The organism is Vibrio sp. SCSIO 43153, from assembly GCF_023716625.1.
Classification (GTDB): Bacteria; Pseudomonadota; Gammaproteobacteria; order Enterobacterales; family Vibrionaceae; genus Vibrio; species Vibrio rotiferianus.
This window is the reverse complement of record NZ_CP071855.1, coordinates 1,998,227-2,018,501: the sequence shown is the minus strand read 5'-3', so window position 1 is coordinate 2,018,501 and position 20,275 is coordinate 1,998,227. Positions and strand designations below refer to the sequence as shown.

The window sequence follows — 20,275 nt, the reverse complement described above, 5'->3', positions numbered from 1 at the left end:
AAGATATCCAGCGAACAATGTGCGCTGAATAAATCGAATGAGGGCATCATACCAGAACTATTTTAACTCGCCAGAGAAAAAGCAAACGTTTGCCTTAATTTGTTGAAGTACAAAAAAAGCCTCCTTAAAAGGAGGCGAGATGCAGGATGGATAACGTCGATCTTGTTAGTGGTACTTGTTCACTCTGCCTTCGACGAAAAAGACTTCACACTGATAACGTTGGGCAATATCGCGAAGCATTGATTGATTCATTAATGCAATCTTGTTCGATGCGACAACAGCGCTAGCATTACCAGATTGAATAGCTTTAATAACGATTTCCACTTCAGAAAGCTGTTGAGATGGCTTCATTTGAATGATGTTTTGACAGCGAATGTTAGAAGCAGCAAGTTGCTCAAAATCAGGGCGAGGGCACTCAGCAGTAAACAGAATCCACTGTTGCTGTTGAGACAATACTGCCAACTTAGAAAGAAGTTGGTCAGACACATCCATAGGTTGCGTTGCTTGTGCCAATACGTTGTAGCGAGAGTATGTATGAGATTGACTTTGTAACTGCATCTTACTGTTCCTTTATACATGCTGTATGTGTATACAGTAGTTTGTTTTTGGTGACAGATCAACCGATTTTTAAAAGTTTAAGTTAATATTTTTCTATGGTCCTTTATATTTGTTTTTGTAACTTGTTGAATTTTGAGGAATTATTTTTGGTTTTGCTTGTTTTTATGAAAGGGGATAAATGTGAGATAAGTAGTGTTCTTTTTCTATCTACAGGTCATTACAACTGTATATACAGTACTTTTTTTCGTCTATACAGTGCTTTGGATAAAGGAGGGAGCGCTTTGAAGTGCGCTTATCCACTCAAAGGTACAACCTTAGAAAGTGATTTGATTTAGTATTGTCGCAAACTAGAGTGCGTCGTTGTTTGATACAGTTGGTATTATGTTTAGAGATCAAAAAAGCGCCTCTAAAAAGGCGCCTTTGAAAATCAGTTCCATTGATTTGTTCTGATTAGCTCGCTTGGTGTGCCATGCGTTCACGCATTTGCATTTCGCCTTGGTTAAACAGGCGAACGTCGATTTTCGCGATGTCGAAGCAAGATTTGCAAGAGCGATGGTACTTCCCATCAAGGTAATCATGACGAGTTACAAAGCTAGGTTTTTTACACCAGTCACAGGTGCCTTCTTCAGTGAACATTGATTTTCTCCCCACCTAAATTAGTTTTGAGTCGCTAGGTGTTATTTTTCGCCCCGTATTATGGCATACAAACGAACGTTAAGTTAAATGTCTGTTAATTTGTTTGAGAGGGAGATCGATTGCGAGCCTTTGTTTTCTAGGATGAAAAGCTCGCAAGGAAAGGGAGTATTGCGTCAATTTACTCTTTTGTAACATTTTGTGAGATAATTTTAAACGCTTGATTTAAACGCTTCATCTCATCTTCACTTCCCCTAGAATCAGGGTGATAGAGTTTCGATAATTGTCTGTAGCGCAATTTCACTGCTTTACTGTCGGGAATACGCTGTGGTGTGTAGCCAAATGTGGCAGATGCTATTGCGAGTTTTTGATTGTCAGACTGCCCCTTAATTTTCTTAAACTCTTTGAACACCTTTTCGAGTTGGCGTTTAAGTTGTTTATTAGCAAACTGCAGCTCTTTAACCTGAGTCTCTAATTGCAGAGATTGCGATGCTTCATGCGCGATATTGGCTTCAACTTTTTTGTTGTGTCTTCGGTAACCAAAAGCAAAGCCGCCAATCAATACACTCAATCCGAGCGCACCTGAGGCATACCATATATTCGTGGTCTCTGCTTTCTGTTCCTGTTCAAATGCAGATATATCTTGTGCTTCTTCGTGTGTGGCAGTTTTATCTAGCTCTACAATCTCGGAAACCTGTTTCGCCCTTAGTTGGTTGAAGCGCTCTTCTAAAAACTGATTATAAGCTTCTTCGGCTTGAGGGTTTTTTAGTGCCGCTAATTGGTACCAAGCCTCAAGTAGATCTTCGGTGGTGATGCGATTTTGATGGTGCTGAACAAAGTCTGCAAGGAGGAAGCCTCTATCGGTTGGATCGTTTAAGGCAACTGAAGTAAACCAATAAGTTGCTTGTGCGAAGTCAACGTTTCCTGTTAATCCTCTGGCGTAGTCTTCAGCTAATTGTTTCTGGGCTGGAATATAGCTTTGTCTTGCCGCTTGCTCTAGCCAATAACGCACGTCAGAAGGAGAGTCTGGGTTGGGTTTTAACGCCAGTTGTTGCGCTAGATCGAATTGAGCTTCAGGCTGCGTAGGACTTTGAGAAGCGAATGCAGTGCTTGTAAGGCAGGCACTTAAAGTTAAGGTAAGGGCGATGGTTCTGAAAGACATTGGGTATGTCAGGTCTAGCGGAGTTCGCTAGACCTGCTCCGGTAATCGTTATTATTACCGATATGGTGCAACCAAATTACTTCAGTGGCAAGATCTGGATTTCAACACGGCGGTTGCAAGCACGACCTTCAGAAGTTTGGTTTGAGCATAATGGGCTACGTTCACCATAGCCACGAGCAATTGCACGACCTGGTGCGACGTTTTGCGATACTAGGAATTGACGAACTGATTCTGCACGACGCTCAGATAGCGTTTGGTTGTATGATTCACTACCAGTGCTGTCTGTGTAACCGTCGATGACTAGGCTTGTGTCAGGGTATTCTACAAGAATGCGCGCTACACCACGCAGTGTATTGTGGATACCTGCATCTAGTTGGTATGAGCTAGATGAGAAACCGATGCCATTTTCCATACGAAGTAGCAGCTGGTTCTCACCAACACGCTCTACTTGTACACCCGAGTTAAGTAGTGCACGACGCAGTTCTGCTTCTTGTTGATCAAAGTAGTAACCTACACCAGCACCTGTTGCACCACCTGCAGCTGCACCAATTAGAGCATGCTTACGACGTTCTTTTGCGTTGTCACCTGTTGCTAGACCGATCGCAGCTCCAGCAATAGCGCCAATTAGAGCACCTTGAGTTGTTGAGTTTGTTTCGTACTCGCCTGTAGTGGCATTTTGACGTTGAGTAGCTTGACAGCCAGTAAGAGCAAGCACTAGTGCAAGTGCAATAGACATCTTTTTCAAAGGAATATCTCCATATAAAACAGAGGCGATAAAGTGAGCCTCACATTAGGAATCGAATTATACGTAGGGTGTTATTGATATTTGTTATGTAAAAGTCAGACTGATAATGAACTCAGCCAAAAAGCTATTTGCTATCAAGCATTTTTCTAGCTTGTGCGCCACCAACCCCGCGGTTAACAGATACTTTGCGTCCTTTCTTTAGCCCGACTTCATAATCTGCGGTGAGATTTTTCATCGCTTCTTTTAGCTGTTTCTTGAACGTCTCACGGTCGATGTTTTTGAACTCTTTATCAATGTAGTTATTGATTTTGTTTGCCGACTCTTCATCAGGTGAAATGGTCGGTAGTTTTTCTAACGCACCTTCAACCCAACCAGAGACAAATGAGTTAACTCGACGAGTCACTTCCATGGATGATGTGCCTGAACCAGCAAAACTATTGCGGAACTGTCCGGTGCTTTCGTTCATTTCGCGATAGATAATGTCGAAGGCAAATGCAGCAAAGATCGCTCGATCAGCTTCACCGATAAACTCTACTCGTTTTAGACCTTTATGGTTCAACAGAACTGCTTCAACACCAAACTTGGTATTAATGCCTCGAATCACGCGCAGTATAGTCGAGCTGATGTTAGCAGGTAACAGGTGGGAAGATTGTGTCTTACCCATCTTGATAAACTCAATGTCATCTTTATCTAGACCATATTTGAGCATGAGACGGTGCGCCATTTTGATAGCGTTTGCAGCCTCGTTTACATTGGCGGAGTTACCTAGTTCTAGACACTTAGCGATTTTCTTAAGAGCTTTTTGCTTATCCATTGACGACCAATAACAAAAACACAAAATTTGAGAAGTCGGATATATTACCTTTTTTGGCGTAAAAACGAAACCAAGGACTTTATGTCCAAAGGTTTAAGCTTGCTAAGCTATGTGCACCACAAAAGAAAAGCACCCATAGAAGGGTGCTTTGAAAAAGAGGGGGGCTGACATTAAATTAGATGCCAAGCTCGTCAAGTAGGTCATCTGCCGCGCTACTCGCTGTTGTTTCAGGCTTTGACTTTTCTTCCATACTCTTACGGGTTGCTTCCAAGATATCATCTGGCGTTTCATCTTCAGCAACTTCAAACTCTTCTAGCTGGATAAACTCGGTTTTATCCATTGCTAGTTCCAAATAGAAGATGTTGTTATTTGCCGTAGAGAATGTCACGCGACGCGCTTGTGGGCGGTCAAGGTTAGTATCAACTTGCAGAATCACTTGCTTGTTCAGAGCCAGCATCTTAGGTTGGTTTTGCGTGATGTTTGTTTGTAGCTCTTTACGGATTTTATTCGTGAAGTCACCCACTAGTTGGTTCATCAGCTCACCAAGGACATCACCGACTTCATCAGACGTATGCGAGATTGCAAGTTCTTCTTCCGGCATGCCCATATTACGCATGTAGTCCGTATAAATCTCGAGCGCCGCCTTTGCGGTAAAGTTAATGACAACTAAGCCAGTAAAACCACCGTCAAAAAGGACAAAGCAGCCAAAATCTGGCTTAAGGCTGGTTTTGTTGATCTTTTGCACCATTGCTGAATAGTGAACTTGAGAAGATGTTGCTGAAGTTAAGACGCCGGAAACCGACTGACAAAGTTTTAAAAGGATATCCTCAGTAGTGACTACTTTATTTTTTTTCATTCTAAATGCTCAATATAATGGTCTTAAAAGCGAGTTTTGCATCAATGTAGGTGTGAATAGCTAAAAAAGAAAGCATAAGTTCAATTGTTGCAATGAGAATCTGATTTGATCACTTTTTTAAATGTTGTAAAGTGACGAAATTCAAAGAATATTACTTAACCTATCAACTTCTTCAATTATCGCAATAATTGATTGGAGAGTCGGCCAAGTAAACAAAAACAATACCTATCACTGATCGGAATAGTGTCGTAGGGGCAGGAAGCAATGTTACCAAGATTACACTCTCAAACGGATGTCGATCCTCTTGTATTATCTTTCCTAAAAGAGTTGGAAAATGCAGGATTCACTGGCGACATCGAAAGCCAATATTCAAGCCGCCTAGCAGTAGCGACTGACAACAGTGTTTATCAACAGCTACCTCAAGCGGTAGTCCATCCAAAAAACACACATGACGTCTCTCTCGTTGGTAAGCTGGGCAATAAAGAAGAATACGAGCAAATTACCTTCTCACCGCGTGGCGGAGGGACGGGAACCAACGGTCAGTCGTTGACGAAAGGCATTGTGGTTGATTTATCTCGCCACATGAACAAAGTCTTAGAAATCAACGAAGATGAAGGTTGGGTTCGTGTCCAAACTGGTGTGGTTAAGGACCAACTTAATGACGCTGTTCGCCCTTACGGTTTCTTCTTCTCTCCTGATCTATCGACGAGTAACCGAGCGACTATCGGTGGGATGATCAATACCGATGCGTCTGGTCAGGGGTCTCTGAAATACGGTAAGACATCTGATCACGTGCTATCACTTCAAGCGGTTTTTGCTGACGGCTCGTTGTTAGAGTCGGATCTTTCAAATGGTTTGCCAAGTGAAGGTGAGTTTGCGTACACCGCAATGCATGTGACCGAGACGGTGTGCCGTGAAAAGCGTCCGCAAATCAATGACAAGTTTCCACCTTTAAACCGATTCTTAACGGGTTATGACCTCAAGAATGCGTTTGATGAGGGGGAAGATAGTTTCGATATCACTCGAGTGCTGTGTGGTGCAGAAGGTTCACTGGCCTTTATTACTGAAGCCAAGCTTAACCTAACCCGTATTCCTAAGGCGCGCACCTTGGTGAACGTTAAATACAACAGTTTTGATTCTGCATTGCGTAACGCCCCATTTATGGTTGAAGCGAACGCTTTGTCGGTAGAAACCATTGATTCAAAAGTACTTAACCTAGCGAAACAAGACATCGTTTGGCACACAGTGAGCGACTTAATCACCGACGTGCCAGATAAAGAGATGCTTGGCATCAACATGGTGGAATATGCAGGCCAGGATGAAGAAGAAGTTGCTTCTCAAGTCGCCTTCCTGACTGCCAAGCTAGATAGCATGTTGGAGACAGAAGAAGCCGGTATTATCGGTTATCAAGTATGTAGCGACGTCGCGAGTATCGGCCGTATCTACAATATGCGTAAAAAAGCGGTAGGTCTGCTTGGTGCAGCCAAAGGGCGTGCGAAGCCAGTAGCCTTCGCAGAAGATACTTGTGTACCACCGGAAAACCTAGCGGATTTTATTGTTGAGTTCCGTGAGTTACTAGACGCGAAATCACTCAACTACGGTATGTTTGGGCACGTAGATGCAGGTGTACTTCACGTTCGCCCAGCGTTGGATCTGTGCGACCCTCACCAAGAAGCATTGATGCATGAAATCTCAGATGAGGTGGTTAAGCTGGTGGCGAAATACGGCGGCTTAATGTGGGGTGAGCACGGGAAAGGTTTCCGCTCTGAATATGGGCCTGAGTTTTTTGGTGAAGAACTCTTTACTGAGTTACGCCGAGTAAAAGCAGCTTTCGACCCGCACAATAAAATGAATCCGGGTAAGATCTGTACGCCACTAAATAGCGATGCAGAGCTGGTAAAAGTCTCCGACACCAAACGCGGCTACTTCGACCGCCAGATTGACGTTCAAGTCCGTGACAGCTTCAAACAGGCGATGGAGTGTAACGGTAACGGATTGTGCTTTAACTACGACACCAGTTCACCAATGTGTCCTTCAATGAAGGTGACAGCAGACCGTCGCCACTCGCCAAAAGGGCGCGCAGGATTAGTTCGTGAATGGTTACGCCAGCTAACAGAGCAGGGTATCGATATTCTCGATCTGGAGCAGCAAACGCTAGAAAACAAGACATCCATCAAAACCATGATTGATCGTGTCCGTAATTCGATAAATCGCCGTCATGAGTATGATTTCTCTCACGAAGTTTACGAGGCGATGAACGGCTGCTTGGCATGTAAAGCATGCGCGAGCCAGTGCCCTATCAAAGTTGATGTGCCTAGCTTCCGCTCTCGCTTTCTCAATATTTATCACTCACGTTACCAACGTCCAGCAAAAGACTATTTGGTGTCGAACATCGAGTCTATGCTGCCATTAATGGCAAAAGCACCAAGTGTGGTTAATGGTGTGCTTAAGCAGTCTTGGGTTCAGAGCTTAACGGCTTCGACCGTAGGGTATGTTGATGCGCCGCTGCTTTCTGTTCCGACCTTGAAGGAGCGAGTTGAGACGTTAACCACTGCTTATGATCTTCAAGCATTAAGTGGTCTATCAAGCGAAGATAAGCAAAAGCATGTGCTGATTGTTCAAGACCCATTTACCAGCTACTACGACGCTGAAGTCGTGGAAGACTTTGTGAAGCTAGTTAAAAAACTGGGTATGAATCCAGTTCTACTTCCATTCAAACCGAATGGCAAAGCGCAGCATATTAAAGGTTTCTTACGTCAGTTTAAAAATACTGCGCAAGACACTGCGAAGTTCCTTGAAATGGTCGCAGATTTAGATATCCCAATGGTAGGGGTCGACCCTGCGTTAGTGCTTTGTTACCGCGATGAATACGCTGAAGTATTAGGCAGCAAGCGAGGCGTGTTTGATGTTCTTACTGCGCATGAATGGCTTCACCCAAGGCTAGGTGAGTTCGAGGCCCTGGAATCTAATGAGCAAGCGCCTTGGTATTTGTTCGCGCATTGTACAGAGAAAACCAAAATGCCAAACGCTGAGAAAGAGTGGGGGGCTATCTTCGCTCACTTTGGCGCGGTCTTGAATACCGTACCAGTAGGTTGCTGTGGTATGGCGGGTACTTTCGGTCATGAGGTGGATAAGCTATCAATGTCTCGTGATATTTATGATCTGAGTTGGAAGCCAAACTTGGATAAACTCGATAATGAGCGTTGTTTAATTACCGGATACTCCTGCCGAAGCCAAGTCAAACGCTTTGAAGGGGTAAAACCTAAGCACCCGGTTCAAGCTTTGCTAACCTTGATATAATACTTTACGAAAGCCCAGTTTAACTGGGCTTTTTGTCAGTAGCGAAGCGTTACCAATGATGACTATGATTTATTCTCATAAGGATATGAAGATTGAAAAAGCTAGAGCTTAAAGTACCACCCGTTGCTCTTTTTTTGTTGATGGTACTACTGATGTACTGGTTAAAGGGTACGTTGCCAGAGATGAAGATTACGGTGCCTTTTGTTGAGTTTGTTAGCGCAGGGCTAATCGCGCTTGCAGTTGCTGTTGGTATTGCTGGGGTTTACGAGTTTCGTAAAGCCAAGACGACGGTAAACCCCGTTAAGCCAGAAACCGCATCGATGGTGGTTGATACTGGCATTTTTGCATATACGCGTAATCCAATGTACGTCGCTCTACTGTTAGTGATCATTGCGGTTGGCTTATGGTGGCAGCATCTAAGTGTCATTTTGTGCAGCGTATTGTTTGTTGTATATATGAATCGCTTTCAAATCAAACCAGAAGAGCGCGCATTAGAAAGATTGTTTGGTGAAGATTATTTGGATTACAAGAATCAAGTGCGTCGCTGGATTTAATGAAAGTCCGTAGACACTGGCAGTAAAAAGAAAACCCAGCTAAATAGCTGGGTTTTCTTTGATACTTTTGTCGGCAGCTGGTTAAGCTGCCTTAGCGAACTTTGCTAAAAAAGCGTCTTTGCGTTCGTGGAAGCGTTGAACTAAATCGTCTACCGCCTTTTGGTCGTATGGCTTAAGGCCACTAGCTACCATGCGCTTAATGCCTTTACCAACAACTTCACCATCTTCTTTGAAAGCGAAGTTTAGCGTCACTAAGCCTCGTTTGCCTTCAACGTCAAACGTTGCACCCGTAAAGTCCACTTCTGGATGAGTTAGGTCCAGACGGCTGAATTCCACTTCCATACTCTCGTAGATTACTAGAGGTCGTTGGCAGTTGATCATCATTTGTTTCTCTTCCATTAGAGGAACCATGATGTGAGGGAAGTTCATGCCAGAGAATTGAACGTAGTTTGTTACGACATGCTCAATGAACGCAGGGTTGTGGTTAGTTTCACCTTCACGCGACATGTGCAGGTATTCTTTGCCCGCAGCATCGACTACCGCACTCTCTTTTTCACACTTATTTTCAATGTGAAGTGCAACACCATCATTTACCATTCCGGAGAAATCGAAACGCATCTTTTGGCTTACGCCTTCTTTGCTCAGCAAAACAGCAAAAAGCAGATCGCCAGGCACACAAAAGCGTTTGTTGTCTTCATCATGGATAGGGTTGTAATCACCGGCTACGCGTTTTGCGAAGTGACTTGCTTGCTCACGAGTGAACTGAAATTGGTGATTAGTATTTGAAAAATAAGGTGTTAGAAACATAATTTTTACGTAGTAACCAAAACTGTCAGGGATTATATGCGAATATCTGCGTAGCAATGGTCCATCCAGTGAAAACTTCACTGTATCTTAACAATGAAACGATAACGCAGCGGAATAAAGCACCAAAAATGGCGCTTTTGTATTGCACTATTCAGTATGGCTATAAATCAGTAATTTACCATATCATTGAAGGACGCGATGCGTATAAATACAATAAAGGCTCCACGAAGGAGCCTTTAGGTCATCAGCAATAATGATTAATGCACGCTAGGGAGCAAGCTCTCTGGCATCAATGCGTTGTGAAGAGCAAGCTTGAGTAGTGCGTTGGCTTGCTCAATATCTGGTGCGAAGTAGCGGTCTTTATCGTAGAACGACACTTTTTCACGCAGCATTTGTTTTGCAATCTCGATACGTTCAGAAGATTTGTTTGGCGCGCGGAAATCCAAGCCTTGCGCGGCAGATAAGTATTCAACCGCCAAAATGCCACGCGTATTTTCACCCATCTCTTTCAGACGACGAGCAGCGAAGGTCGCCATTGATACGTGGTCTTCTTGGTTTGCGGATGTTGGCAAGCTATCGACAGAAGCAGGGTGAGCGAGCGTTTTGTTTTCACTCGCTAGTGCTGCTGACGTTACCTGCGCAATCATAAAGCCCGAGTTTACGCCGCCATTGTCGACCAAGAATGGAGGAAGTTTAGACAGAGCACTATCAATAAGGAGTGCCATGCGACGCTCTGACAAGCTACCAATCTCTGCAATCGCAAGTGCAAGATTATCCGCCGCCATAGCAACGGGCTCAGCGTGGAAGTTACCGCCAGAGATGATGTCGTCGTCTTCCGCAAACACAAGCGGGTTATCGGACACCGAGTTAGCCTCTACCTGCAGGGTGTCTGCCGCATTGCGAATTTGTTGTAAACAAGCACCCATAACTTGAGGCTGACAGCGCAGTGAATAAGGGTCTTGAACCTTTTCACAGTTGGTATGGGATTCACCAATCTCACTGGTTGCTTCTAACATATGTCGATACGCTAACGCCGCATCCATTTGGCTGCGATGACCACGAACACGGTGGATACGTGGGTCGAACGGACGACGGCTGCCCAGTGCTGCTTCTACCGACATCGCGCCACAAACGGTCGCAGATGAGAACAAATCTTCGGCAATGAACAAACCTTCGAGTGCAAACGCCGTTGACGCTTGAGTACCGTTAAGCAGTGCAAGGCCTTCTTTAGGTGCCAGTGTGATTGGTTCTAGACCAGCAATTTGCAGAGCTTCTAAGCCAGAAATGACTTTGCCATTGTGACGCGCTTGGCCTTCCCCAAGAAGTACCGTACTCATGTGAGCCAGCGGCGCTAAGTCTCCCGATGCGCCTACTGAGCCTTTTTGTGGCACGCATGGGTACACCTGCGCATTCACAAGGTCAATCAGCATGTTGATGACTTTCAAACGCAAGCCAGAGAAGCCACGCGCAAGGCTGTTGATTTTCAGCACCATCATCAAACGAACGGTCTCGTCTGACATGAATTTACCGATACCAGCAGCGTGTGAAAGTACAATACTGCGTTGCAGCGTTTCTAGATCTTCCGGCGCGATGCGTGTGTTCGCGAGGAGACCGAACCCCGTATTGATGCCATAAACGGTGCGATCTTCTGCAATCACGCGGTCGACAACTTGAGTGCTTTCCTCAATGGCCGGAATGGCTTCTGGATCGAGAGTAAGGTTGACAGGTGAGCGGCTCACCTGACGCAATTCGTTTAAGCTAATATGGCCTGGCTTTAGCGTTAAATTGAGCATGTCTTTCATCCTTACTTCAGCTTTTTCAGTTCTTCATTGAGCATTGGCAAATCCAGTTTTTGCTCGGCTGCACATTGTTTTGCGATGTCATATCCCGCATCGGCATGACGCATAACGCCCGTCGCTGGGTCATTGTGAAGTACGCGAGCAATACGCTCAGAGGCATCATTACTGCCGTCACAACAAATCACCATACCTGAGTGTTGAGAGAAGCCCATGCCAACGCCGCCACCATGGTGAAGTGATACCCAAGTTGCGCCGCCTGCGGTGTTCAATAGAGCATTGAGTAATGGCCAATCCGATACGGCATCAGAGCCATCCATCATGCCTTCGGTTTCGCGGTTCGGGCTGGCTACCGAGCCGGAGTCTAGGTGGTCACGGCCGATAACGACCGGTGCTTTCAGTTCACCTTTTTTTACCATTTCATTAAAGGCTTGGCCAAGGCGCTCACGGTCTTTCAGACCTACCCAACAGATACGTGCAGGCAGACCTTGGAACTGAATGCGTTCACGTGCCATATCTAGCCAGTTGTGAAGGTGAGGGTTATCAGGGATCAGCTCTTTTACTTTCTGATCGGTTTTGAAGATGTCCTCTGGGTCACCAGACAATGCTGCCCAACGGAATGGCCCGATACCTTCACAGAATAAAGGACGAATGTAAGCCGGTACGAAACCTGGGAAATCAAACGCGTTTTCGATGCCTTCTTCCAGCGCCATTTGGCGGATGTTGTTACCGTAATCCAGTGTTGCAGCGCCGCGGTTTTGCAGTTCTAGCATGGCTTGAACTTGCACAGCCATTGATTGTTTTGCCGCTTTAACTACACCAGCTTCGTCTTGTAAGCGCATTTCTGCCGCATGAGACATACTCCAACCTTGAGGTAAGTAGCCGTTCAATGGGTCGTGCGCGGAAGTTTGGTCTGTTACTACGTCTGGCGTGATGCTACGTTCCACAAGCTCAGGGAAGATGTCAGCTGCGTTACCTAGTAGACCGACTGAAATAGGCGTGTCGGATTCTTTGATCATCGCTAGGGCTTCATCTAGCGATGTGGCTTTCTTGTCGACGTAGCCAGTGCGTAGACGGTAATCGATACGTGATTCGTCACACTCAACAGCAATCATTGAGAAACCTGCCATTGTGCCAGCTAGAGGTTGAGCGCCGCCCATACCACCAAGGCCGCCTGTCAGGATCCATCGACCTTTTGCGTCGCCGTTAAAGTGCTTTTTAGCTACTGAGACAAACGTCTCGTAAGTGCCTTGAACAATGCCTTGTGAGCCGATGTAAATCCAGCTACCTGCCGTCATCTGTCCGTACATCATCAAGCCTTCTTTATCGAGCTCATTGAAGTGCTCCCAGTTGGCCCAATGTGGTACTAGGTTTGAGTTCGCAATCAGAACGCGTGGCGCATTTTTATGAGTCGGGAAAACGCCAACTGGTTTGCCTGATTGGACGAGAAGAGTTTGGTCATCGTCGAGTCTTTCTAACACTTCAACAATCTTATCGAAGCATTCCCAATTTCGTGCTGCTCGACCAATACCACCGTATACAACGAGCGAGTGAGGGTGCTCGGCTACATCTGGATCAAGGTTGTTCATCAGCATACGAAGCGGGGCTTCCGTCAGCCAAGATTTGGCGCGCAGTTGTGTACCGTGTGGAGCACGAATTGTTCTGCTTGTATCAAGTCGTGGATCTTGTCCCTGGCGCTGTGTCATTTTAAGACTCCTTTAGTTTCACGTGTGTACCAAGTCTGTGCTTGGCTATTTCTACTCGAACAAAGAGCTGTTCGAGTTGATTGTTATTGGGTTAGGTTATTTTGGTTTATGGTCTTTCTCTGCCATGGCATTGGCAATGTCCCAACATAGGCGGGCTGCCAATCGAGCGGTTTGGCTATCGACGTCATAAGTGGGGTTATACTCGGCAATGTCTGCCAGCATGAGCTTGTTTTTGTAATGTAGGATTCGGTCGAGAAACGGCGAAATGATGTCGTAGCTGACCCCTCTTGCCGCTGGAGCGCTTACACCCGGTGCTGTTGCCGCAGGGAATACGTCCAAATCAATCGTTAGATAGAGGTAATCGCAGTCATCGATAAAGTGCTGTAGTTGCGTTAAATGGTAGCTGTGGTTCATGTAGCAAAGCTGTTTGTCTTCTACATACCAAACGTTGAGCTCGTCCGCTTTCTGGAATAGCGCTTTGGTATTGCTGCTGCGACTGACGCCAATGCAAGCGTAATGAAACTTCCAATCATTGCGTTGGCAGAAGTGATGAATCTGATTAAATGGTGTGCCTGAGCTCGGTTTTACATCTGCCAGCGAACTTTCAAAAGCGCGCAGGTCGAAATGTGCATCGAAGTTGATAATGCCAATCTTCGGCTGCTTGTCTGGGTGATGGGTTTTGAAGTACTCGGCCAACCCGGAAAATGATGCCCATGCGATCTCATGCCCGCCGCCTAGTACTACGACTGGTGAATGGGGAAGCGCTTGAGCAACTGTAGCTGCGCATTGCGATTGGCTGCTCTCTAGCAGGTCGTCTTCGCAAACGACAGTACCGAGGTCATAAAGCGGCGCATCTTGGTGCCAAGCGAGATTGGCTAGGGCACGACGGATTAAATCCGGTGACTTTTTCGCTCCAATACGGCCTTTATTTCTAGCAACACCCGCGTCGGTCGCAAAACCAAGGATTGAGACGCCTTCGCTTCTGCTCGGTAACTCTTCAACAGAAATATTTTTAATCACGTGGTGAACGCGCTTACCCAGTTCTCCATCTTCTGCATCGTGGCGACCTTGCCAGTGAAATGGAGCGGTATTTGGATCTGATTGAGCCATGTTACAGTCCTCCGTGAGAGACATATTCACCATTTACTATACGACCTACTAAACGTTTTGCGCCGACTTGGTAACTAAGGTCTGCTGGGTGTTCGATATCCCAAATTGAGAAATCCGCGTCATAACCGATTTCAATCACGCCACGAGACTCCCCATAACCCAGTGCTTTTGCTGCGTTTTGAGTGACGCCACGCAGTGCTTCTTGAGGGGTTAAACGGAAAAAAGTGCAAGCCATGTTCAGCATCAAGGTTAAATCAGCAAATGGCGATGTCCCTGGGTTGATGTCTGTCGCTATCGCCATTGGCACCTTGTGCGCTCTGAGTAATTCGATAGGAGGCAGTTGGGTTTCACGTAAGAAGTAGAACGCACCAGGGAGCAAGGTTGCCACAGTCGGGGAATTGGCAAGAGCACGCACACCAATTTCATCGAGATATTCAATATGATCGGCAGAAAGGCCATTGTATTTTGCCGTTAGCGCAGTGCCGCCTAAATCAGAAAGCTGTTCAGTATGACCTTTCACATGCAAGCCATGTTTTTTTGCTGCCTCAAAGACAAGCTCGGTTTGAGCTAAGTTAAAACCTATCGATTCACAAAACACATCGACGCTGGTGGCGAGCTTTTCTTCTGCCACGAGGGGAATGATGTCGTCACAAATATGCTGGATATAATCGTCAGCGCGGTCTTTAAATTCTGGTGGAAGTGCATGAGCGGCGAGTAGAGTTGTGGTGATTTTTACTTTGCGTTCTTGCTCTAAGGCTTTCGCTGCGCGCAGCATCTTGATTTCATCTTGCAATGTCAGCCCGTAACCGGATTTTACCTCTATAGAAGTCACGCCGCTGGCGAGTAGGCCATCAAGGCGTGGTAGAGCAAGCTCGATAAGTTGTTCTTCGCTTGCTTCGCGGGTTGCACGAACGGTAGAAAGAATACCGCCGCCTTGCTTGGCGATCTCTTCATAAGGCACACCGTTGAGGCGCATTTCAAACTCATTGGCACGATTTCCGGCGTACACGAGATGAGTGTGGCAATCAATCAAACCTGGTAGCAATAGCTTGCTTTGAAGGTCAATGCTCTGTTCGTAGTGGTCTGGATTCAGGATGGATTCGGTTTCTGCGCTGTCTTCGCCTCCTGCTGTGGTACTGAGTGCGACAATTTTTCCTGACCGAATGCCGACGCGAGCAAGGGGAGAGGGTAGGTAGCCTTGTTCTCCTTCTTGCATAGTGACGAGGCGTGCATTTTCAATCAGCAAATCCATTCTGATACTTCCTTTTGATTTGTACTTTTAAATGTATATACAAATAAATAGGAGAAAAAAGCATCACTGGCAAGGCTAATGTTGCTGAAATGTGATCAAAACGAAGAAGTAACGCCTAGTTTATAGCAGGATCTTAGAGCTTAATTTGTACTTATTGCCCGGATGGTAAAGTAGCGCAGTACTCACCAGTTTATCTTGACTCCACGTTCGACGGTTGAGCAGTAAACAAGGCTCGTTAGCTTGCATTTTCAAGTCTTGTTTAACGCGTCCTTCTGGCACTATCGCCTCAACAGTGTGCTCTATTGCACTGAGAGGACAGTTATCAGAAAGGTACTGGTTTGGAGTCATGCAAGTAAAGTCTTGTCGTAGGTAACTAGGCGCGTACTGGCTGTTGACCCAACGCAGCTCAAGCTGGATTGGATTACCGTCTTCAAAGTGGATGATCTCGCTGTAAAACACTGTGGTACCTAGCATCACACCAAGTTTTGTCGCAATACTGTCATCGGCTTTGATAGCGATTTGTTGCAGCACTTCACTGTGGTGAGCGCGGCCCCGATTCATGATTTCATCGGCAATGTTGCGTATGTCTAATAGGGGAGATTCAGACTTCTCAGCCGGGTCACAAACAAAGGTGCCGAGGCGAGGTCGGCGTTGCAGTTTGCCTTCATTAACTAAGTCTCGAATCGCTTTGTTAACGGTCATTCGGCTTACACCAAACTGTTCCGTCAATTCGATTTCAGTTGCGATACGATGTCCAACCATCCACTCACCCGAATCAATTTTATCGAGGATAAACCGTTTGATTTGCATGTAGAGTGGCGCAGACATAATGACTTCCTTTTAATTGACTATACAAATAGTGCGTAATCTATGCACAAATTGCAAACAGATAGAGTCATTTTGTGCGCTGATAAAAGGAATTACTCCGCATTCTTGCAGTCTATTACTTGCAGGAGCCGTATCTGTTGTGTAAACAGATATAAAAATAATGAAAACAGACAGTCACGAAGGAATCATATGTTTAAGAAACTAAAAGCGTCACTTGGTATCGGCTCAGCAAAAGTGGACACGATTTTAGATGAAATGAGCGTATATCAAGGCGCGACTTTACGCGGTCATGTTCAAATCAAAGGTGGTGACGTGGAGCAGCAAATTGATGCCATCACCATCAAACTAAACACGGAAATGAAAGTGGAAGTAGATGACAGTGTTAGCTATCAAACTTTTACTATCGATCAGCTGAAAGCAGTAGAGCCGTTTGTTATTCAACCCAATGAAGAAAAGCAAGTACCATTTGAGCTCAAATTGCACGATGAAACGCCTATCACCGCAGTGAGCGCGCTAAAAAATCAGTGTCACGTTTGGGTTGAAACCACGCTAGATATCGACTTTGCAATTGACCCTCGAGATAGAGATTACATCGAGGTTAAGCCATTACCAGTGGCTTCACGCGTAATCCAAGCAATCGAGCAAGCTGGTTTTACCATGGTGAAAGCGGATGTAGAGAAAGGCTTCTTACGTGGTAATACTTTCTCTTCTCGCTCGGGTATTTACCAAGAACTAGAGTTCCGCAACAACGGTTTCGTTTCTACTAAAGAGATTGAGCTTTCCTTTATTTTGGATGGTGGAACGGTCCATTGCTTAGCAGAGATTGACCGCTCATTTAGCATGTCTGGCGACCAATACCGTTCTTTCTCGCTACCGATCGGAGCGTCTGATTCACAAGTTGCGGCAGCAGTCGCGCCAACGTTAAATCTGTAATACTCCTAACTTTCCGTTTCTGGAGAGAACAAGTACCGATATCCAAACGTAAAGGCGATATCGGTACTGTTGTCCATATTTCTCGCATTCTCAATCGCCATTATCTCAATAGCTGAGTTCTCCATTAAATAGCGATATCCAATCACAAACTCATTTGATGTATCGGCAAACTCGCTAGGTCCTTCTGTCGAACCTTGATACCAATGATATTCGAGAATGAAGTGATGGTTTTCTTTGAGTGCATACCGATAGCCGGAGGCAAATGCAGCGGTGTTGTGGCGGTAGGGGAAGTCTTTTAGAGCACGATCGCCGGAGCGGAATGTCATTCCAACCATCGAATAGAACACATTGGCTGAATTCAATTGGTAGGTGTAATTAATTTGTAGGCCTTGCTCAAAGCTTGTACCTTTGAAGGTACCGTGTGGCACATCGTTGTAATAGAGACTCCCGCCAATAGACAGACCATGATGCTCATTTTGTAATAGCTGATATTGAAGGTAGGTAGAGAGATTATTCGCTAGCGTTTCGCCTTCAAAATTTTCTATTAATATGTCGTATTCAGGCATCGACATATAGAAACGATTCTTATCGACCTCATCACGTCCATTCTGCCCAATACCAAAAAAGTCGTGAAAGCTTTCGGTCAATCCATCCAAATGGTTATCTGCAGCAAAAACCCAGCGATAGTTTAACTCCCATTGCCACTTTTCATTGATTTGCCACTTGCCGCCTAACTCGAGTTGGTTGTGGTAATAGTCGAGTGAATAGTCGCTGGTATGAGCCCAGACGCTAGCAATTGTGCCTGACGCATACGCTTCAACATAACCGGAGGGGAGGCTATATCCAGAGCGAAGGACATTGGTGTGGCTGACAACCTGGATAGGAGATTGAGCATATGAACGAAGCGGGCCGTAAAGGTCGCTAGTAGCATATGTAATAGAAGGATAAGCAGTGAGTAAGGAAATAACACTTAGTCTCAATCTAAAATGCATAAGATGCTTTCTTAACTATATCTTTATCAATAAAATTAATTATAGTTTTATTGAATATCGAACACTGTTCAATTTAATTAATTCATCAATCCTTAGCTTCTGATGAATATAAAATAACTTAGCTCAATTTAATTCCACCTTTGCATTCTAAATGTGAGCTATGTACAATCCTCGTTCCGATGAAGGTCCGGTATTCGTGTTACTGAGCGACCGTCATCGACTCTCGAAATATCTTCTAATTTGAATAACATGTGTTGCTTGGTGTGCAACACCACTGTAAAGGACATAGCATGCCTATTATTACTCTTCCTGACGGCAGTCAGCGTCAATTTGACAACCCAGTTTCTACTATGGAAGTTGCGCAATCGATCGGTCCTGGTCTTGCAAAAGCAACTATCGCTGGTCGTGTAAACGGTAACCGCGTTGATGCGTGCGATCTAATTGAAGAAGACGCAAGCCTTGAGATCATCACAGTAAAAGATGAAGTAGACGGTCTAGAAATCGTTCGCCACTCTTGTGCTCACCTTCTTGGTCACGCTCTTAAGCAGCTTTACCCTCAAGCTAAAATGGCGATCGGTCCAACCATCGACAACGGCTTCTACTACGACATCGACTTAGATGAGTCTCTAACGCAAGACGATCTTGAAAAGATTGAAAAGCGTATGAAAGAGCTAGCGAAAACCAAGTACGAAGTTGTTAAGAAAAAAGTTAGCTGGCAGGAAGCACGTGATACATTTGAATCACGTGGCGAACCATACAAAGTGGAAATCCTAGACGAAAACGTATCTCGTGATGATCGTCCAGGCCTTTACCACCATGAAGAATACATCGACATGTGTCGTGGTCCTCACGTCCCTAACATGAGCTTCTGCCAACACTTCACTCTATTGAATGTTGCAGGTGCTTACTGGCGTGGTAACAGCGACAACAAAATGCTTCAACGTATCTACGGTACCGCTTTCCACGATAAGAAAGCATTGAAAGCGCACCTAACTCGTTTAGAAGAAGCAGCTAAGCGTGACCACCGTAAGATTGGTAAGCAACTAGACCTATTCCACATGCAGCAAGAAGCACCAGGCATGGTGTTCTGGCATCACAACGGTTGGTCTATCTTCCGTGATCTAGAAGTATTCATCCGCGCTAAGTTAGATGAGTACGGTTACCAAGAAGTAAAAGGTCCTCTAATGATGGACCGTGTTCTTTGGGAGCGCTCTGGTCACTGGGACAAATACGCAGACGCGATGTTCACAACTTCTTCTGAGAACCGTGAATACGCGATCAAGCCAATGAACTGTCCAGGTCACGTACAGATCTTTAACCAAGGTCTAAAATCGTACCGCGACCTACCACTACGTATGGCTGAGTTCGGCTCATGTCACCGTAACGAACCATCTGGTGCACTACACGGTATTATGCGTGTACGTGGCTTCACTCAGGATGACGCTCACATTTTCTGTACTGAGAGCCAAATTCAAGAAGAAGTAACAAATTGTATCAAGATGGTGTACGATACGTACCAAACATTTGGTTTCGACAACATCGTAGTGAAACTGTCTACTCGTCCAGAAAAACGCGTAGGTTCAGACGAAATCTGGGATCAATCTGAAGAAGCATTGAAACAGTCTCTAGAATCAATGGAGATTCCATACGAGATTCAAGAAGGCGAGGGTGCATTCTACGGTCCTAAGATCGAATTTACACTATACGACTGTCTAGACCGTGCATGGCAGTGTGGTACTGTTCAGCTAGACTTCAACCTACCAGGTCGCCTAGGTGCAACTTATGTAGGTGAAAACAATGAACGTCTTGTTCCGGTGATGATTCACCGTGCGATTCTAGGTTCACTAGAGCGTTTCATTGGTATTCTTATCGAAGATTATGCAGGTTTCTTCCCAACTTGGTTGGCGCCGGAACAGGCAATTCTTATGAACATTACTGATAAACAGTCAGATTATGTTCAGGAAGTAGTACAAAAACTACAAAAAAGTGGAATTAGAGCTAAAGCGGACTTGAGAAATGAGAAGATTGGCTTTAAAATCCGCGAACACACTTTGAAGCGTGTACCGTATATGCTTGTTGTCGGTGACCAAGAGATGGAAGCAGGCGAAATCGCAGTACGTACTCGTAAAGGTAAAGATCTCGGCAAATTTAAAGTGGATGATTTCATTTCATACATCCAAGACGAGATTTCAAGCCGTAAGCTCAATCTGGAGGAATAAGCTATTAAAG

General features: G+C 45.2%; 17 protein-coding genes. 4 read left to right on the top strand and 13 right to left on the bottom strand.

Annotation, left to right across the window (positions count from 1 at the left end; all coding sequences use genetic code 11):
* Nucleotides 1–165 precede the first annotated feature (165 nt).
* From J4N37_RS09820 to J4N37_RS09795, 6 genes are all read right to left on the bottom strand, one after another.
* Nucleotides 166–558, bottom strand: coding sequence for a SulA-like leucine-rich domain-containing protein (locus J4N37_RS09820; RefSeq protein WP_010448625.1), 393 nt, complete (start codon nt 556–558; stop codon nt 166–168).
* Nucleotides 559–1,008: 450 nt separating this feature from the next.
* A complete protein-coding gene (locus tag J4N37_RS09815; RefSeq protein ID WP_010448626.1) occupies nt 1,009–1,194 on the bottom strand; it encodes a hypothetical protein in 186 nt (61 codons plus the stop codon).
* Nucleotides 1,195–1,372: 178 nt separating this feature from the next.
* Entirely contained in the window at nt 1,373–2,353 is a 981-nt protein-coding gene (locus J4N37_RS09810) for a J domain-containing protein (protein WP_252040760.1), read from the bottom strand.
* A gap of 76 nt (nt 2,354–2,429) precedes the next feature.
* Complete coding sequence (locus tag J4N37_RS09805) at nt 2,430–3,098, bottom strand: YiaD family glycine zipper/OmpA-like lipoprotein (protein WP_029560995.1); 669 nt, start codon at nt 3,096–3,098, stop codon at nt 2,430–2,432.
* Between the two features lie 124 nt (nt 3,099–3,222).
* Nucleotides 3,223–3,912, bottom strand: coding sequence for a DUF2786 domain-containing protein (locus tag J4N37_RS09800; RefSeq protein WP_010448629.1), 690 nt, complete (start codon nt 3,910–3,912; stop codon nt 3,223–3,225).
* Nucleotides 3,913–4,087: 175 nt separating this feature from the next.
* A complete protein-coding gene (locus J4N37_RS09795; protein WP_010448630.1) occupies nt 4,088–4,768 on the bottom strand; it encodes a DUF3334 family protein in 681 nt (226 codons plus the stop codon).
* 264 nt (nt 4,769–5,032) lie between these two features.
* Here J4N37_RS09795 and ydiJ point away from each other — a divergent pair, with 264 nt between their 5' ends.
* On the top strand, nt 5,033–8,068 hold the full coding sequence (gene ydiJ, locus J4N37_RS09790; RefSeq protein WP_252040759.1) for a D-2-hydroxyglutarate dehydrogenase YdiJ: 3,036 nt from the start codon (nt 5,033–5,035) through the stop codon (nt 8,066–8,068).
* 92 nt (nt 8,069–8,160) lie between these two features.
* A complete protein-coding gene (locus tag J4N37_RS09785; protein WP_252040757.1) occupies nt 8,161–8,622 on the top strand; it encodes a methyltransferase family protein in 462 nt (153 codons plus the stop codon).
* 81 nt (nt 8,623–8,703) lie between these two features.
* Here J4N37_RS09785 and J4N37_RS09780 read toward each other — a convergent pair whose 3' ends face one another.
* The 6 genes from J4N37_RS09780 to hutC all read right to left on the bottom strand — a co-directional run bounded on the left by J4N37_RS09780 (nt 8,704) and on the right by hutC (nt 16,121).
* The gene (locus tag J4N37_RS09780) at nt 8,704–9,429 is read right to left on the bottom strand and encodes a DUF3581 domain-containing protein (protein ID WP_252040755.1); all 726 of its coding nucleotides are present in this window, start codon (nt 9,427–9,429) and stop codon (nt 8,704–8,706) included.
* 257 nt (nt 9,430–9,686) lie between these two features.
* Nucleotides 9,687–11,222 (bottom strand): histidine ammonia-lyase, encoded by a 1,536-nt coding sequence (hutH, locus tag J4N37_RS09775; RefSeq protein ID WP_010448635.1) that lies wholly within the window; start codon nt 11,220–11,222, stop codon nt 9,687–9,689.
* An 11-nt stretch (nt 11,223–11,233) separates the two neighbouring features.
* Nucleotides 11,234–12,931 carry a urocanate hydratase gene (gene hutU / locus J4N37_RS09770; protein WP_252040754.1) on the bottom strand — a complete coding sequence of 566 codons (1,698 nt, stop codon included), beginning with the start codon at nt 12,929–12,931 and terminating at the stop codon, nt 11,234–11,236.
* Between the two features lie 96 nt (nt 12,932–13,027).
* Entirely contained in the window at nt 13,028–14,041 is a 1,014-nt protein-coding gene (gene hutG, locus J4N37_RS09765; RefSeq protein ID WP_081234195.1) for a formimidoylglutamase, read from the bottom strand.
* 1 nt (nt 14,042) lies between these two features.
* A complete protein-coding gene (gene hutI / locus J4N37_RS09760; RefSeq protein WP_252040753.1) occupies nt 14,043–15,293 on the bottom strand; it encodes an imidazolonepropionase in 1,251 nt (416 codons plus the stop codon).
* A 120-nt stretch (nt 15,294–15,413) separates the two neighbouring features.
* Nucleotides 15,414–16,121 (bottom strand): histidine utilization transcriptional repressor HutC, encoded by a 708-nt coding sequence (gene hutC, locus J4N37_RS09755; RefSeq protein ID WP_171306320.1) that lies wholly within the window; start codon nt 16,119–16,121, stop codon nt 15,414–15,416.
* A gap of 189 nt (nt 16,122–16,310) precedes the next feature.
* On the opposite strand from hutC, the gene J4N37_RS09750 reads away from it, so the two are divergent.
* Nucleotides 16,311–17,054, top strand: a complete 744-nt coding sequence (locus J4N37_RS09750) for a sporulation protein (RefSeq protein WP_252040752.1) — start codon at nt 16,311–16,313, stop codon at nt 17,052–17,054.
* A 5-nt stretch (nt 17,055–17,059) separates the two neighbouring features.
* Here J4N37_RS09750 and J4N37_RS09745 read toward each other — a convergent pair whose 3' ends face one another.
* Nucleotides 17,060–18,046, bottom strand: coding sequence for a DUF3187 family protein (locus J4N37_RS09745; protein WP_252040751.1), 987 nt, complete (start codon nt 18,044–18,046; stop codon nt 17,060–17,062).
* 290 nt (nt 18,047–18,336) lie between these two features.
* Between J4N37_RS09745 and thrS the strand changes: the two genes are divergently transcribed.
* The gene (thrS, locus tag J4N37_RS09740) at nt 18,337–20,265 is read left to right on the top strand and encodes a threonine--tRNA ligase (RefSeq protein WP_010448649.1); all 1,929 of its coding nucleotides are present in this window, start codon (nt 18,337–18,339) and stop codon (nt 20,263–20,265) included.
* Nucleotides 20,266–20,275 lie beyond the last annotated feature (10 nt).

What these genes read in the sequence shown, in the direction of transcription:
- J4N37_RS09820 (WP_010448625.1), bottom strand. Translation starts at nt 558, where the DNA reads ATGCAGTTACAAAGTCAATCTCATACATACTCTCGCTACAACGTATTG.
- J4N37_RS09815 (WP_010448626.1), bottom strand. Translation starts at nt 1,194, where the DNA reads ATGTTCACTGAAGAAGGCACCTGTGACTGGTGTAAAAAACCTAGCTTT.
- J4N37_RS09810 (WP_252040760.1), bottom strand. Translation starts at nt 2,353, where the DNA reads ATGTCTTTCAGAACCATCGCCCTTACCTTAACTTTAAGTGCCTGCCTT.
- J4N37_RS09800 (WP_010448629.1), bottom strand. Translation starts at nt 3,912, where the DNA reads ATGGATAAGCAAAAAGCTCTTAAGAAAATCGCTAAGTGTCTAGAACTA.
- J4N37_RS09795 (WP_010448630.1), bottom strand. Translation starts at nt 4,768, where the DNA reads ATGAAAAAAAATAAAGTAGTCACTACTGAGGATATCCTTTTAAAACTT.
- ydiJ (WP_252040759.1), top strand. Translation starts at nt 5,033, where the DNA reads ATGTTACCAAGATTACACTCTCAAACGGATGTCGATCCTCTTGTATTA.
- J4N37_RS09780 (WP_252040755.1), bottom strand. Translation starts at nt 9,429, where the DNA reads ATGTTTCTAACACCTTATTTTTCAAATACTAATCACCAATTTCAGTTC.
- hutH (WP_010448635.1), bottom strand. Translation starts at nt 11,222, where the DNA reads ATGCTCAATTTAACGCTAAAGCCAGGCCATATTAGCTTAAACGAATTG.
- hutU (WP_252040754.1), bottom strand. Translation starts at nt 12,931, where the DNA reads ATGACACAGCGCCAGGGACAAGATCCACGACTTGATACAAGCAGAACA.
- hutG (WP_081234195.1), bottom strand. Translation starts at nt 14,041, where the DNA reads ATGGCTCAATCAGATCCAAATACCGCTCCATTTCACTGGCAAGGTCGC.
- hutI (WP_252040753.1), bottom strand. Translation starts at nt 15,293, where the DNA reads ATGGATTTGCTGATTGAAAATGCACGCCTCGTCACTATGCAAGAAGGA.
- hutC (WP_171306320.1), bottom strand. Translation starts at nt 16,121, where the DNA reads ATGTCTGCGCCACTCTACATGCAAATCAAACGGTTTATCCTCGATAAA.
- J4N37_RS09750 (WP_252040752.1), top strand. Translation starts at nt 16,311, where the DNA reads ATGTTTAAGAAACTAAAAGCGTCACTTGGTATCGGCTCAGCAAAAGTG.
- J4N37_RS09745 (WP_252040751.1), bottom strand. Translation starts at nt 18,046, where the DNA reads ATGCATTTTAGATTGAGACTAAGTGTTATTTCCTTACTCACTGCTTAT.
- thrS (WP_010448649.1), top strand. Translation starts at nt 18,337, where the DNA reads ATGCCTATTATTACTCTTCCTGACGGCAGTCAGCGTCAATTTGACAAC.